Source organism: Bradyrhizobium sp. KBS0727 (assembly GCF_005937885.2).
Taxonomy (GTDB): Bacteria; Pseudomonadota; Alphaproteobacteria; order Rhizobiales; family Xanthobacteraceae; genus Bradyrhizobium.
The window spans coordinates 6,548,450-6,561,422 of record NZ_CP042176.1 but is presented as its reverse complement, the minus strand read 5'-3'; the positions used below and the strand labels follow the sequence as shown (position 1 = coordinate 6,561,422).

Here is a 12,973-nt window from a genome sequence, read left to right as displayed (position 1 = left end):
CCATGCAGTTGAAGGACCAGGCGGCCATCGTCACCGGCGGCGCATCGGGATTGGGCGCGGCCACCGCGCGCCGGTTGGCGGCGCAGGGCGCCAAGGTCGCGGTCTGCGATCTCAACGCCAAGCTGGCCGAAACCGTCGCCGCCGAGATCGGCGGCGTTGCCGTGATCTGCGACGTGTCCGATGCTGCGTCCGCCGAAGCCGCCATCGCCAAGGCCGCCGCGGCCCATGGCCCGGCGCGCGTGCTGGTGAACTGCGCCGGCATCGGCGTCGCCAAGCGGGTGATCGGCAAGGAGGGCCCGATGGCGCTCGCCGACTTCGACCGGGTGATCAAGGTCAACTTGATCGGCTCCTTCAACATGCTGCGGCTCGCGACCGCTGACATGTCGAAGCTGGAGCCGCTTCCGACCGGCGAGCGCGGCGTGGTGATTTCCACTGCCTCGATCGCCGCCTATGACGGCCAGATCGGCCAGTCGGCCTATTCGGCCTCCAAGGGCGGCATCGTCGCCATGACGCTGCCGATCGCGCGCGAACTGGCGCAGTTCGGCATCCGCGTGCTGACGATCGCGCCGGGGCTGTTTCTCACGCCGTTACTGGCCAATCTGCCGCAGGAGGCGCAGGATTCGCTCGCTGCATCGATCCCGTTCCCGCGCCGGCTCGGCCAGGCCGACGAATTCGCCTCATTGGCGCTGCACATGATCGACAACCCGTACCTCAACGGCGAAGTGGTGCGGCTCGATGCCGCGCTCCGCATGGCGCCGAGGTAAGGCAACATGTTCACCCATCGCCGCGACGTACAGATCCAATGGGGCGATTGCGACCCCGCCAACATCGTCTATTACCCGCGCTACTTCGCAATGTTCGACGACTCGACCTCGATCCTGTTCGAAGCCGCCGGTTATTCGAAGCAGGACCTCGTGCACAAATACGGCCTGGTCGGCATTCCCATGGTGGATACGCGGGCGAAATTCCACATCCCGTCGACCCACGGCGACTGGATCACGATCGAAAGCCGGATCGAGAGCTTCAAGCGCTCCAGCTTCGAAGTGACCCACAAGGTGTTCAAGGGCGAGGCGCTGGCAATCGAGGCGTTCGAGACCCGCGTGCTGGTCGGCCGTCATCCGGACGACCCGGCGCGGCTCAAATCGGCGCCAATGCCGCAGGAGATCATCGAGCGGTTCATGCGGGGCTGACTCGAGCCCCCGCATGACCTAAAGAAGGGGCTGAATTGCCAGCCGGACTTTGCTTTACACTATAAAAAGATACTCAAAGGGAGGAATGAATGAAGAAGGCTCTTCTGTCCGCCGCGGCCGTCGTGGCGGCACTCGCGCTGCCTGGCTCGCCGGCGCTGGCGCAGACCAATGAAATCACCATCGGGATCTCGATTTCGACCACCGGTCCGGCTGCGGCGCTCGGCATCCCCGAGCGCAACGCGCTGGATTTCGTGCCGAAGGAAATCGGCGGCGTGCCGCTCAAGCTGATCGTGCTGGATGACGGCGGCGATCCGACCGCGGCCACCACCAATGCGCGTCGCTTCGTCACCGAATCCAAGGCCGATATCATCATGGGCTCCTGCACCACACCGCCGACGATCGCGGTGTCGACGGTCGCCAATGAAGCCGCCATTCCGCATTTCGGCCTGGCGCCGTTCCCGATCAACGAAGCACGGATGAAGTGGTCGGTCGATCTGCCGCAGTCGATCCCGATCATGGGCAAGGTGTTGTACGAGCACATGAGAGCGCACAACATCAAGACCGTCGGCTATATCGGCTACTCCGATTCCTACGGTGATCTCTGGGTCAACGACTTCAAGGCGCAGGGCGTGCCGCTGGGCATGACCATGATCGACGAGGAACGCTTCGCGCGTCCGGACACCTCGGTCGCCGGCCAGGTGCTGAAGCTCGTCGCCGCCAACCCCGACGCGATCCTGATCGGCGCCTCCGGCACCGCCGCGGCATTGCCGCAGACGGCGCTGCGCGAACGCGGCTACAAGGGCCTGATCTATCAGACTCACGGCGCCGCCAGCATGGACTTCATCCGCATCGCGGGTGCCGCCGCGGAAGGCGTGATCATGTCGGCGGGTCCGGTGATGTCGCCGGAAACGCAGGCCGACAGCGCATTGACCAAGAAGCCGGGCCTCGCGCTCAACAAGGCGTATGAAGCGAAATACGGTCCCAACAGCCGCAGCCAGTTTGCCGGTCATTCCTATGATGCGTTCGAAGTGCTCAAGCGCATCATTCCGGTAGCGCTGAAGGCCGGCAAGCCCGGCACGCCGGAATTCCGCGAGGGAATCCGTCAGGCCTTCATCTCGGAGAAGGAAATCGTCGCGACCCAGGGCGTCTACAACTGGACCGAAAAGGACCGCTACGGCCTCGACGATCGCTCGCGCATCCTGCTGACGGTCAAGGACGGCAAGTACGTCCCGGCGATGTGAGCTGATTCAACTTGGTTCGGTAAACATAAGAGCCGGCTCTCTATCAGAGGGCCGGCCTTTTTTTTACCCTCCCCTGGAGGGGGAGGGTCGTCGCGCAGCGGCGGGGTGGGGTGACAGTCTATCGTCGTCGGTGGTGTTTCAGCAGCAAGGGTTCAGCCTCACGCGAACCGTGCACTTCCACATAGATCCGTTCCATCACCGCATTCAGATCGCTGGTAACCTCGGAATTCCAGAACCGAACGACACGATATCCTTCCTGCTCCAGCCAAGCCTGCCGTTCTCGATCGCGCGCGGCCGTTTCGTCGTCATTATGATGGCCGCCGTCGAGTTCGATAATGAGGCGCTTGGCGGGACAGAAGAAGTCCACGATGTATGGACCAATCGGCGCCTGCCGCCGGAAGTGAGTGCCGTCGACCGGTAGCTCTTTCAGTGCGCGCCATAGCATGCGCTCATGCGGCGTCGTGTTGGCGCGCAGCTTCTTCGCAGTTGCTCGGCGTATCGCAGCGGAGACCATGGCCTTCCTGCTCGCGGATAGATCACCCCACCCCGCTCGCTACGCGAGCGACCCTCCCCCTCCAGGGGAGGGTGAAGTGGAGCGCAATCTTTGCGCGAGTGCAAGTGGTCAGGAACTGCACTCGCGTGTCGGGGTAAAGAAGCTGGTATCTTCCTTACCCTCCCCTGGAGGGGGAGGGTCGACTGCGTAGCAGGCGGGTGGGGTGACGGTCTATTGTCGCTGGTGGTGTCGCGATCTAGATCGCGCTCTCGCCTTCGTGCTGAAAGCCGAGATAGCTCGCCGCGACGCGCGTGTTGGCGGCAATATCGCTGGCCGATCCGCTCAGGATGAATTCGCCGAGCTCCATCACATAGGCGCGGTCGGCGATCTGAAGGGCGGCCTGCGCGTTCTGCTCGACCAGCAATACCGAGACGCCGGCGGCGCGGAGTTCGCCGATGGTGCGGAAGATGTCGGCGACGATGATCGGCGCCAGACCAAGGCTGGGTTCGTCGAGCATCAACAGTTTTGGCGCGCCCATCAGCGCGCGGCCCATCGCCAGCATCTGCTGCTCGCCGCCGGACAGCGTGCCGGCAAGCTGCTTGCGCCGCTCCTTCAGCCGCGGAAACAGCGTGTAGACCCGCTCGAACGATCTCAACGCGACAGCCTTCGGAATCCGGAACGCGCCGAGCTGCAGGTTGTCCTCGACATTCATGGTACCGAACAGCTCGCGATGCTCGGGCACCAGGCAAAGGCCCGCCGCGACCCGGTCTTCGATGTCGAACGCGGCCATGTCGTTGCCGGCAAAGGCTGCCCGGCCCTTCAGCGGCAGGATGCCCATGATGGCGTTCAGCAGCGTGGTCTTGCCGGCGCCGTTGGCGCCGATGATGGTGACGATCTCGTTGTCGGCGACGTCGAGCGACACCGAGCGCACGGCCTCGACCTTGCCGTAGGAAACGTGGACGTCGGCGACCGACAGCAGCGCGCTCACGCGGTCACTCCGAGATAGGCCTTGATCACATCGGGATTGGTCTTGATCGCGGCGGGCGTGCCTTCGGCGATCTTGGTACCGAAATCGAGCACCACGATGCGGTCGGCGAGATCCATCACAAAGCCCATGTCGTGCTCGACCAAAAGCACCGACATGCCGCCGTCGCGCAACTGACGGAGCAGGGCGGCAAGCCGCTGCTTCTCCATGTGGCGCAGGCCCGCGGCTGGCTCGTCGAGCAGCAGCAGCAGCGGGTCGACGCACAGCGCCCGCGCGATCTCGACGATGCGCTGCTGGCCGAGCGACAGGCTTCCCGCCAACTGGTCGATCTGGTCACCGAGGCCGACGCGCTCGATCTGGCGCGCGGCTTCCGCCAGCAATCTCGCCTCGTCGGCGCGGTCGAGCCGGAACATGCTGGAGATCGCGCCCGCGCTGCCGCGCAGATGCGCGCCGATCGCGACGTTCTCCAGCACGGTCATGTCGGGCACCAGCTTGACGTGCTGAAACGTTCGGCTGACGCCGAGCTTTACAATCTCCTGCGGCGGGGCGTTGTCGACCTTGTTGCCGAGCACCGAAATCGCGCCACCGGTTGCGGTCAGCACGCCCGTGATCAGGTTGAACGTCGTACTCTTGCCGGCGCCGTTGGGGCCGATCAGCGCGACGATCTCGCGGGACCGGACGTCGAACGAAACGTCGTTGACGGCGATCACGCCGCCGAATTGTTTTCGCGCGTTTTCGATGTGCAGCAGTACCGAGGGCGTTGTCGGCGCGCGCACGCGCGCGGGGAGCTTGAGCGAGGTATCGGGGATCTTGCGGGCCGGCTTGAGCGGCAGCCGCGCCATCAACCAGGGCCAGACGCCGGTCGGCGCCAGTTGCAACAGGCCGACCAGGAGGATGCCGAACACGATGGTCTCGAGCTGGCTCTGGCCGCCGAAGATATACGGCAGGTAGCTCTGTAAAACCTCTTTCAGGATTATGACGATCCCGGCGCCGAGCACGCCGCCCCAGACATAGCCGGCGCCGCCGACCACCGCGATGAACAGATACTCGATGCCGGCCTGCGCGCCGAATGGCGTCGGGTTGGCGGAGCGCTGGAAATGCGCGTAGAGCCAGCCGGACAAGCCCGCCAGCACCGCCGCATAGATGAACACCAGCAGCTTGGCGCGCGGCGTCTGCACGCCGAAGGCTTCGCCCGCGATATGTCCGCGCCGCAGTGCGCGGATGGCGCGGCCGGTGCGCGAATCCAGCAGGTTCATGGTCAGCAGTGCCGAGACCAGCACCGCGATCCAGATCGCGAAATAGATCGTGCCCGGGTCGATCATCCTGAGCGAGCCGATCGAGAGCGGCGGAATGCCCTGAATGCCGTCATTGCGGCCGAGGAATTCCAGTTTGCTGAACAGGTAGAATAGCCCGATACCCCAAGCGATGGTGCCGAGCGGCAGATAATGGCCGGACAGCCGCACCGTGACGATGCCGAGCAGCACGGCGGCGATGCCGCTGACCAGCAGCGACAGCGGCAGCGTCAGCCATGGCGACAGGCCGTAGCTCGTGGTCAGCACGGCGGTGGTGTAGGCGCCGAAGCCGCAGAAGGCGGCCTGGCCAAACGACGTGAGGCCGCCGACGCCGGTCAGAAGAACGAGGCCCATCGCGACCAGCGCGGCGAGGCCGATATTGTCCAACAGCACGATCCAGAACGGCGGTACGCCGGGAATGAACGGGATCGCCGCCATGACGAGGGCGAACATGATGAGAGGGAGCCGCTGCGTCATATCAGTCAATCCTTCTCTTCCTCGACCGCGGGCGCTGCGAGCGAACGCAGCACCAGCACGGGAAGGATCAGCGTGAAGACGATGACCTCCTTGAAATTGCTGGCGTAGAACGAGGAGAAGGCCTCGACGCAGCCGACGATCAGTGCCGCAACCGCGGTGAGCGGATAGCTCACCAGCCCGCCGATGATCGCGGCAATAAAACCTTTCAACCCGATCAGAAAACCAGTGTCGTAATAGAGTGTCGTGATCGGTACGATCAGGATGCCCGAGATGGCGCCGATCACGGAAGCGAGCAGGAAGGCGATCTGGCCCGACAGCGTGGTGCGGATGCCGACGAGGCGCGCGCCGAGCCGGTTGACGGCAGTGGCGCGCAGCGCCTTGCCCATCAGCGTGAAGCCGAAGAACAGCCAGAGGCCAACGATGAAGGCGATGGTGAGGCCATAGATCGCGATGCTCTGGCCGGTGAAACGCAACGGCCCGATGGTGAGCGCGGCGTCCGACAGCGCCGGCCCGCGCAGGCCTTCGGCGCCGAAGAACACCAGGCCCAGGCCCTGCAGCGCCAGGTGGCAGCCAACGGAGGCGATCAGCAGCACCAGCACCGAGGTGTGCGCCAGCGGCTGGAACGCGATCCGATACAGGAACAGTCCGATCGCCGCGACGATCAACAGCGCCAGCGCGATATTGACCGCGATCGGAGCTTTGGGGCCGGCCAAGGCGTAAGCCAGCGCAAGGATCGCCACCGGAAAAACGATATCGACCGCAAACGCCCGCGCCACCGGTTTGAGACGGAGCGATCGTCGGATGGCAAACAGATCGAGCCCGAACGCCACCACGCCCATCGCGACCGCCAGCCGCGCCGTGCCCGGCACCTGGCCGGTCGCCAGCATGGCGTAGCTCAGCGCGCCATAGGTGACGAATTCGCCCTGCGGGATCAGGATGACGCGGGTGACCGCAAACACCAGCACCAGCGCCAGCCCGAGCAACGCATAGATCGCACCGTTGGTGATGCCGTCCTGCAGCAGGAACAGCATGATCGTCGTGTTCAAGACCTGGCGCTCCCCCTCAGGCGTCGAGCCGGCCGCGACCTTGTGCGGTCAGCCGGTCCCCCGATATCGGCAGTTGAAAGCCGCCGGTATTTGATATATTGAATAACAATTATCAAATATAACATCAAGGCCCGGACCGCCGACGGGACTTCTTATCGGGATTGCGAGCCGCGAGCGATGACAGTTTCCAAGGTGACCGCCGACGCCGTCAAGCCTTCCCGTCCCAACGGCAAGGATGCGGTCGAGGGCGCCGCGGAGAATGCCGCGCTGCAGTTGGGCGAACTGTCCGAACTGCTCGGCTATTCGCTCAAGCGCGCCCAGCTCAAGGTGTTCGAGGACTTCCTGCGCTGCGTCGCGCCGCTGCAACTGACGCCGGCGCAATTCTCGGTGCTGCTGCTGCTCGACCGCAATCCCGGCCGCAACCAGACCGAGATCGCCAACACGCTCGGCATCCTGCGGCCGAATTTCGTGGCGATGCTCGACGGGCTCGAGAGCCGCGACCTCTGCGCGCGGATGCGTTCGGCCAACGACCGCCGTTCCCACATCCTGATGCTGACCGACAAGGGCCGCGCCGTGCTGTCGCGCGCCAAGAAGCTGGTCGCCAGCAAGCACGAGGCCCGGCTCAACGAGTTGCTCGGCCCGGAAGGCCGCGTCGCGCTGCTCGAAATGCTGTCGAAGATCGCGATAGATTTTTGAGGGGATTGTCATTCCGGGGCGCGAAGCGAACCCGGAATCTCGAGATTCCGGGTTCGCTTCGCGCCCCGGAATGACGACCCAACAAATCATTCCACCAAAATCACCCTGACATCATTCACATTGGTCAGCGTCGGGCCGGTTAGCAGCAAATCGCCAGTCGCCTCGAAAAACGCCGACGCGTCGTTGTTGGCGAGATAGGCCTTGGGATCCAGCCCAAGCGACTTCATCTTCGCGAATGTCTTGTGGTCGATTACGGCGCCCGCAGGATCGCTGGCGCTGCCGGCACCGCCGTCGGCGCCGTCGGTATCGGCCGCCAACGCGGCAATGTCGGTCGTATCCTTCAAGAGGTCGGCCAGCGCCAGCGCATACTCCTGGTTGGGGCCGCCGCGGCCGTTGCCGCGCACGGTCACCGTCAGTTCGCCGCCGGACAGGATCGCGATGCGCCGGCCTTCGCCGCGCGCTTTCAGCGCCAGCCGCGCGTGCTCGGCGGCGACCTCGCGGGCCTCGCCTTCGAGGTCGGCGCCGAGTTCGATGATGTCAAAGCCCGCATCCCTGGCGATCCTGACCGCGGCATCGAGCGAGGCCTTCGGTCGCGCGATCAGTTCGAACTGCGCGCGGTCGAAGGCTGCGTCGCCGGGCTTGCAGCTCTCGTTGTCGGGATCGTCCAGCGCGCGTCGAACCGCGTCGTCGATTGCGAGATTGTATTTCGCGACCAGCGCGCGGGCGTTCGCCAGCGTGGTCGGATCCGGCACCGTCGGGCCCGACGCGATGGCGGAGGGATCGTCATGCGGCACGTCGGAGATCGCCAGCGTCACGATTTCGGCGGCGCGCTGGCCGGCGCGTGCCAGCCGTCCGCCCTTGATCCGCGACAGGTGCTTGCGGACGACGTTCATCTCGCCGATCGGCGCGCCCGAGCGTAAGAGCGCCCGGTTGACCTGCTGCTTCTGCGCGAACGACACGCCCGCGACCGGCGCGATCCAGTTGGCGGAGCCGCCGCCGGACAACAGCACCAGCAGCAGATCGTCCGCGGTCGCCTCTGCCGCCAGCCGCAGCGTGTCGTCGGCGGCCTTGAGGCCGGCTTCATCGGGCACGGGATGACCGGCCTCGACGACGCGTATTCGCCGCGTCGGCACGCCGTGGCCGTGACGGGTGGTGGCGATGCCGACCAGGCGCGCCGGATCGAGCTTGAGCGCATCGAGATAATGCCGCTCGGCCGCCGCAGCCATGGCGGCCGCGCCCTTGCCGGCGGCAAGGCAGATCACCCGGCCCTTCGGTACGGGGCGCAGGTGCGCCGACAGCACCATATCGGGATGGGCTGCAGCAACCGCCGCGTCAAAGATGGCGCGGAGGAGGGGACGCCGGTCGGTCATGATATCTCCACGCGATCAGGTCAGTTGCTGAGCTCGCCGCTGATGACGTCGCCGAACAATTGCCAGCGCTCGCCCTTGAACTGCATCAACTGCAACTGCTCGATCGGCTGGAAATCATCCGGGCCGGTGGTGAGCGTGATGCCCGGCAGCAGGCCGCCTTGCGCCAGTTGCTTGAGGCCCGCCGCCTGCTTCATGACGTTTTCCCGGGTCAGGTTGTCGCCGCAGCGCTTGAGCACCTCGACCATGGTGGTCGCCATATTGTAGCCGGTCATCGCGGAGGCATCGACGCGATTGACCTCCGGCAGGTACTTCGCGAGCAGTTCGTCGAACGCCTTGATGCCGGCGTCGCCGGTCCATTGCGGATCGCTGACGTCCTTGGCGTAGGCTGCGGATATCACCCCTTGCGAATTGTCGAGCCCGGCGGGCCGCATCACGGTTGCGGTCGAGGCGCTGACATTGGAGACGATCGTGACCGGCTTCCAGTTCATCTCGCCGATCTTCTTGATCGCCTGCGCGCCGAATTTCGGCGTCGTGAAGAAGATGATGACATCGGGATTGGAGGACTTCAGCCGCACCACGTGGTTATCGACCGTCGGCTCCGCCACCTCGTAGCTCTCCTCCGCAACGATGCGCGACGCGTCGCTGCCAAAACCGTCCTTCAGGCCTTTCAGGTAGTCCTTGCCCATGTCGTCGTTCTGATAGAGCACCGCGATCTTGGCCGTCGGCTTCTCCTTGGCGAGATACTTTGCATAGATGCGCGACTCGCTCTGGTAGGAGGGCAGCCAGCCCATGGTCCAAGGGAAGTTCTTCGGGTCGTTCCACTTGGTGGCGCCGGTGGCGACGAACAGTTGCGGCACCTTCTTGCCATTGACGTATTTCTGGATCGCGGTGTTGGAGGCGGTGCCGAGCGTGCCGAACAGCAGCAGCACCTCGTCGCTCTCGATCAGCTTGCGCGCCTGCTCCACGGCTTTGGGTGGCGAGTAGGCGTCGTCGTAGGAAATGAAGTTGATCTTGCGGCCGTTGATGCCGCCGTCATCGTTCACCTTCTTGAACACCGCGCCCATCGCCTTGCCGACCACGCCGTAGGCCGATGCCGGGCCGCTATAGGGGACGATGTTGCCGATCTTGATTTCGGTGTCGCTGGCGCCGGTGTCGTATTTCTTCTGCGCGAACGCGGCGTGGCCGGAGGCCAAGGCAAGCGTCAAACCCAGCGACAGGCCCAGAAGGATGGTGGCGAAGCGGCGGCTGATCGGGCTGGTCATCCAGTGAACTCCCTGTAGCGTTTTTGGCGGCCCGTTCGGGTCGAGCGGGCCTGTCGTTTCTTCCCGGCCATTGATACAGGGGAAAAAAATGTAAGCAAGAAAAAGCCCCCCGCGAGGCTGTCGCAGGGGGGCTCGATCTCGCGCAGTTCAGGTCAGCTAGCCGCCGGTGTCGGCGTTGATGACCTCACCGAACAGTTCCCACTTCTCGCCCTTGAACTTCTGGAGCTGAAGCGAGGAAATCGGCGCGAAATCGGTCGGGCTGGTGTTGATCTTGATGCCGGGCAGCAGGACTTCGGTGCGGAAGTCCTTCAGGGAGGCTGCCTGCTTCATCACGTTTTCGCGGGTCAGGTTGTCGCCGCACTGCTTCAACACCTGCACCAGGGTCTGGGCGACGCCGTAGCCGACCACGGTTCCACCGTCGAGCTTATCGCCTTCCGGAAAGTCCTTGCTCATGAAGGCGTAGAATTCCTTCATGCCGGGATCGTTGTCCCACTGCTTGTCGGAAGCGTCCTTGAGGTAAGCGGCCGAGATGATGTCCTGCGCGTTCTCGAAACCGGCCGGCTTGATCACGCTGCCGACCGAGGCCGAAACGTTGTTGAGGAAATGCATCGGCTTCCAGCCGACCTCCGCAACCTTCTTGATCGCCTGCGCCGCGAATTTCGGCGTGGCGATGTCGATGAACACGTCGGCATTGGTGGACTTCAGCTTGACGATATGGTTGTCGATGGTCGGCTCCGAGGTCTCAAAACTCTCCTCGGCGACGATCATGCTGGCGGCCTTGGATCCGAGGCCGTCCTTCAGGCCCTTCAGGTAGTCCTTGCCGTAATCGTCGTTCTGGTAGAGCACCGCGATCTTGGCGTCCGGCTTGTTCTTCAGGAGATATTTCGCATAGATCTGGGTTTCGCTCTGGTAGTTCGGCTGCCAACCCATGGTCCACGGGAAATCCTTGGGATCGTTCCACTTGGTGGCGCCGGTGGCGACGAACAGTTGCGGCACCTTCTTGGAGTTCATGTACTTCTGGATCGCCGAGTTCGACGGCGTTCCGAGCGAGTTGAAGACCAGCAGCACCTCGTCGCTCTCGACCAGCTTGCGCGCCTGTTCGACCGCCTTCGGCGGCGAGTAGGCGTCGTCATAGCTGATGAAGTTGATCTTGCGGCCGTTGATGCCGCCGGCATCGTTGATCTTCTTGAAATAGGCGGCCTCGGTCTTGCCGATGACGCCATAGGCGGAAGCCGGCCCGCTGTAGGGCATGATGTTGCCGACCTTGATTTCGGTATCGGTAGCACCCGTGTCGTATTTTTTCTGCGCCAGCGCTCCGCTGGCGGATACGGCAAACAAGGCGAACGCGGTCGAAGCTATGGCCAATGGTCTGGCGATAACGGGCATGACGTCTCTCCCTCGATTTCCACGATGTGGAATGATATGTGTCATGGCTTTCTTGATCGAAAGCTCTTGGTGACTTGCGCCGTGGTTACCATTTTGCCCCGGGGCTCACAACAAAAAGCCCCTGCGACAAAGCCGCAGGGGCTGCTCCTTTAGTCGAGAGTCTTAATACTTTAACCGCCGACGTCGCCGCTCAGGATTTCACCAAAGCGTTCCCACCCCTCGCCCTTGAACTTCATCAATTGCAATTGCGAGATCGGGGCGAAGTCGGACGCCGAGGTGTTGACCTTGACGCCGGGCAACAGGCCGCCGAGTTCGAGATCCTTGATACTGGCCGCCTGCTTCATGATGTTGGCGCGGGTCAGGTCGTCGCCGCAGGCCCTCAGCACTTGCTCGAGGCCTTGCGCCACGGTGTAGGCGTACATCACGGAGAGGTCGGCGCGGTTAGCCTCCGGATAATATTTGTCCAGGAACTCGTTCCAGGCGATCATCCCCTTATCGGTCTTCCACTGCTTGTCGGTTGGATCCTTGAGGTAGTTCGAGGAGATGATGTCCTGTGCGTTCTCGAAGCCGGCCGGCTTGATGACGCTGCCGATCGAAGACGAAACGTTGTTGAGGAAGTGCAGCGGCTTCCAGCCGATTTCCATGTTCTTCTTGATCGCCTGGGCCGCAAATTTCGGCGTCGTGATGTTGAAGAACACGTCCGCGCCGGTCGATTTGAGTTTGACGATGTGGGAATCGATCGTCGGCTCGGAGACTTCGTAGCTTTCCTCCATCACGATCATCGAAGCCGCCTTGGCGCCAAGGCCGTCCTTGAAGCCCTTCAGGTAGTCCTTGCCATAGTCGTCGTTCTGATAAAGCACCGCGATCTTGGCGTCCGGTTTGTTCTTCAGAATGTATTTCGCGTAGATGATGGATTCGCTCTGGTAGTTGGGCTGCCAGCCCATGGTCCAGGGAAATTCCCTCGGGTCGTTCCACTTGGTGGCGCCGGTGGCGACGAATAGTTGCGGCACCTTTTTCTGGTTCAAGTATTTCTGGATCGCCGAATTCGGCGGCGTACCCAGCGGATTGAAGACGATCAGCACCTCGTCGCTCTCGACCAGCTTGCGCGCCTGCTCCACCGTCTTCGGCGGTGAGTAGGCGTCGTCATAACTGATGAAGTTGATCTTGCGGCCGTTGATGCCGCCCTCGGCGTTGATCTTGCGGAAGTAGGCTTCCTCGGTCTTGCCGATCACGCCATAGGCGGAAGCGGGTCCGCTGTAGGGCATGATGTTGCCGATCTTGATTTCGGTGTCTGATGCGCCGATGTCGTATTTCTTTTGCGCGGATGCGCTGCCGCTGGTCGCGGCCAGTATCATGAGGGCAGCCGAAAGGGCCCCCAATCGCACATGGATAGCAGGCATGTTGACCTCCCTGGGATCACGATGAATGTGTCGATGTTTTTGGTGTGGAGCGCTTGGCGGCCCCTGCCGGCATTCAATACCTTTCGGCCGTTCCCAGCAACGAAAAGGCCCCACGCACGGGTGTCGCGGGGGCCC

The 12,973-nt window shown here is 63.4% G+C and carries 12 protein-coding genes; 4 read left to right on the top strand and 8 right to left on the bottom strand.

The genetic code is table 11. From position 1 onward, the window contains the following. Window positions 1-2: 2 nt before the first annotated feature. From FFI89_RS30710 to FFI89_RS30700, 3 genes are all read left to right on the top strand, one after another. The gene (locus tag FFI89_RS30710; protein WP_138831228.1) at window positions 3-764 is read left to right on the top strand and encodes an SDR family NAD(P)-dependent oxidoreductase; all 762 of its coding nucleotides are present in this window, start codon (window positions 3-5) and stop codon (window positions 762-764) included. Window positions 765-770: 6 nt separating this feature from the next. Next, window positions 771-1,190 (top strand): thioesterase family protein, encoded by a 420-nt coding sequence (locus FFI89_RS30705; protein WP_138831227.1) that lies wholly within the window; start codon window positions 771-773, stop codon window positions 1,188-1,190. A gap of 89 nt (window positions 1,191-1,279) precedes the next feature. After that, the gene (locus tag FFI89_RS30700; protein ID WP_138831226.1) at window positions 1,280-2,431 is read left to right on the top strand and encodes an ABC transporter substrate-binding protein; all 1,152 of its coding nucleotides are present in this window, start codon (window positions 1,280-1,282) and stop codon (window positions 2,429-2,431) included. 118 nt (window positions 2,432-2,549) lie between these two features. On the opposite strand, the gene FFI89_RS30695 is transcribed toward FFI89_RS30700, so the two are convergent. From FFI89_RS30695 to FFI89_RS30680, 4 genes are all read right to left on the bottom strand, one after another. Then, window positions 2,550-2,945 carry an endonuclease domain-containing protein gene (locus FFI89_RS30695; protein WP_138831225.1) on the bottom strand — a complete coding sequence of 132 codons (396 nt, stop codon included), beginning with the start codon at window positions 2,943-2,945 and terminating at the stop codon, window positions 2,550-2,552. A gap of 235 nt (window positions 2,946-3,180) precedes the next feature. Beyond that, window positions 3,181-3,912, bottom strand: a complete 732-nt coding sequence (locus FFI89_RS30690) for an ABC transporter ATP-binding protein (protein WP_138831224.1) — start codon at window positions 3,910-3,912, stop codon at window positions 3,181-3,183. Then, window positions 3,909-5,678, bottom strand: coding sequence for an ATP-binding cassette domain-containing protein (locus FFI89_RS30685; RefSeq protein WP_138831223.1), 1,770 nt, complete (start codon window positions 5,676-5,678; stop codon window positions 3,909-3,911). Before FFI89_RS30685 ends, FFI89_RS30690 begins: the two co-directional genes overlap by 4 nt. Window positions 5,679-5,683: 5 nt before the next feature. Next, window positions 5,684-6,724, bottom strand: coding sequence for a branched-chain amino acid ABC transporter permease (locus tag FFI89_RS30680; RefSeq protein ID WP_168213106.1), 1,041 nt, complete (start codon window positions 6,722-6,724; stop codon window positions 5,684-5,686). A gap of 177 nt (window positions 6,725-6,901) precedes the next feature. Between FFI89_RS30680 and FFI89_RS30675 the strand changes: the two genes are divergently transcribed. Next, entirely contained in the window at window positions 6,902-7,420 is a 519-nt protein-coding gene (locus FFI89_RS30675; RefSeq protein ID WP_138831222.1) for a MarR family winged helix-turn-helix transcriptional regulator, read from the top strand. 86 nt (window positions 7,421-7,506) lie between these two features. Here FFI89_RS30675 and FFI89_RS30670 read toward each other — a convergent pair whose 3' ends face one another. From FFI89_RS30670 to FFI89_RS30655, 4 genes are all read right to left on the bottom strand, one after another. Continuing rightward, entirely contained in the window at window positions 7,507-8,790 is a 1,284-nt protein-coding gene (locus tag FFI89_RS30670; RefSeq protein ID WP_138831221.1) for a glycerate kinase, read from the bottom strand. A gap of 20 nt (window positions 8,791-8,810) precedes the next feature. Next, the gene (locus FFI89_RS30665) at window positions 8,811-10,052 is read right to left on the bottom strand and encodes an ABC transporter substrate-binding protein (protein WP_138831220.1); all 1,242 of its coding nucleotides are present in this window, start codon (window positions 10,050-10,052) and stop codon (window positions 8,811-8,813) included. A 156-nt stretch (window positions 10,053-10,208) separates the two neighbouring features. Then, window positions 10,209-11,438 carry an ABC transporter substrate-binding protein gene (locus tag FFI89_RS30660; protein ID WP_138831219.1) on the bottom strand — a complete coding sequence of 410 codons (1,230 nt, stop codon included), beginning with the start codon at window positions 11,436-11,438 and terminating at the stop codon, window positions 10,209-10,211. A gap of 170 nt (window positions 11,439-11,608) precedes the next feature. Continuing rightward, a complete protein-coding gene (locus FFI89_RS30655) occupies window positions 11,609-12,838 on the bottom strand; it encodes an ABC transporter substrate-binding protein (protein ID WP_138831218.1) in 1,230 nt (409 codons plus the stop codon). Window positions 12,839-12,973 lie beyond the last annotated feature (135 nt).

Excerpts from the sequence above, each read along its gene's own strand:
- FFI89_RS30710 (WP_138831228.1), top strand. The coding sequence starts at position 3 with ATGCAGTTGAAGGACCAGGCGGCCATCGTCACCGGCGGCGCATCGGGA.
- FFI89_RS30705 (WP_138831227.1), top strand. The coding sequence starts at position 771 with ATGTTCACCCATCGCCGCGACGTACAGATCCAATGGGGCGATTGCGAC.
- FFI89_RS30700 (WP_138831226.1), top strand. The coding sequence starts at position 1,280 with ATGAAGAAGGCTCTTCTGTCCGCCGCGGCCGTCGTGGCGGCACTCGCG.
- FFI89_RS30695 (WP_138831225.1), bottom strand. The coding sequence starts at position 2,945 with ATGGTCTCCGCTGCGATACGCCGAGCAACTGCGAAGAAGCTGCGCGCC.
- FFI89_RS30685 (WP_138831223.1), bottom strand. The coding sequence starts at position 5,678 with ATGACGCAGCGGCTCCCTCTCATCATGTTCGCCCTCGTCATGGCGGCG.
- FFI89_RS30675 (WP_138831222.1), top strand. The coding sequence starts at position 6,902 with ATGACAGTTTCCAAGGTGACCGCCGACGCCGTCAAGCCTTCCCGTCCC.
- FFI89_RS30670 (WP_138831221.1), bottom strand. The coding sequence starts at position 8,790 with ATGACCGACCGGCGTCCCCTCCTCCGCGCCATCTTTGACGCGGCGGTT.
- FFI89_RS30665 (WP_138831220.1), bottom strand. The coding sequence starts at position 10,052 with ATGACCAGCCCGATCAGCCGCCGCTTCGCCACCATCCTTCTGGGCCTG.
- FFI89_RS30660 (WP_138831219.1), bottom strand. The coding sequence starts at position 11,438 with ATGCCCGTTATCGCCAGACCATTGGCCATAGCTTCGACCGCGTTCGCC.
- FFI89_RS30655 (WP_138831218.1), bottom strand. The coding sequence starts at position 12,838 with ATGCCTGCTATCCATGTGCGATTGGGGGCCCTTTCGGCTGCCCTCATG.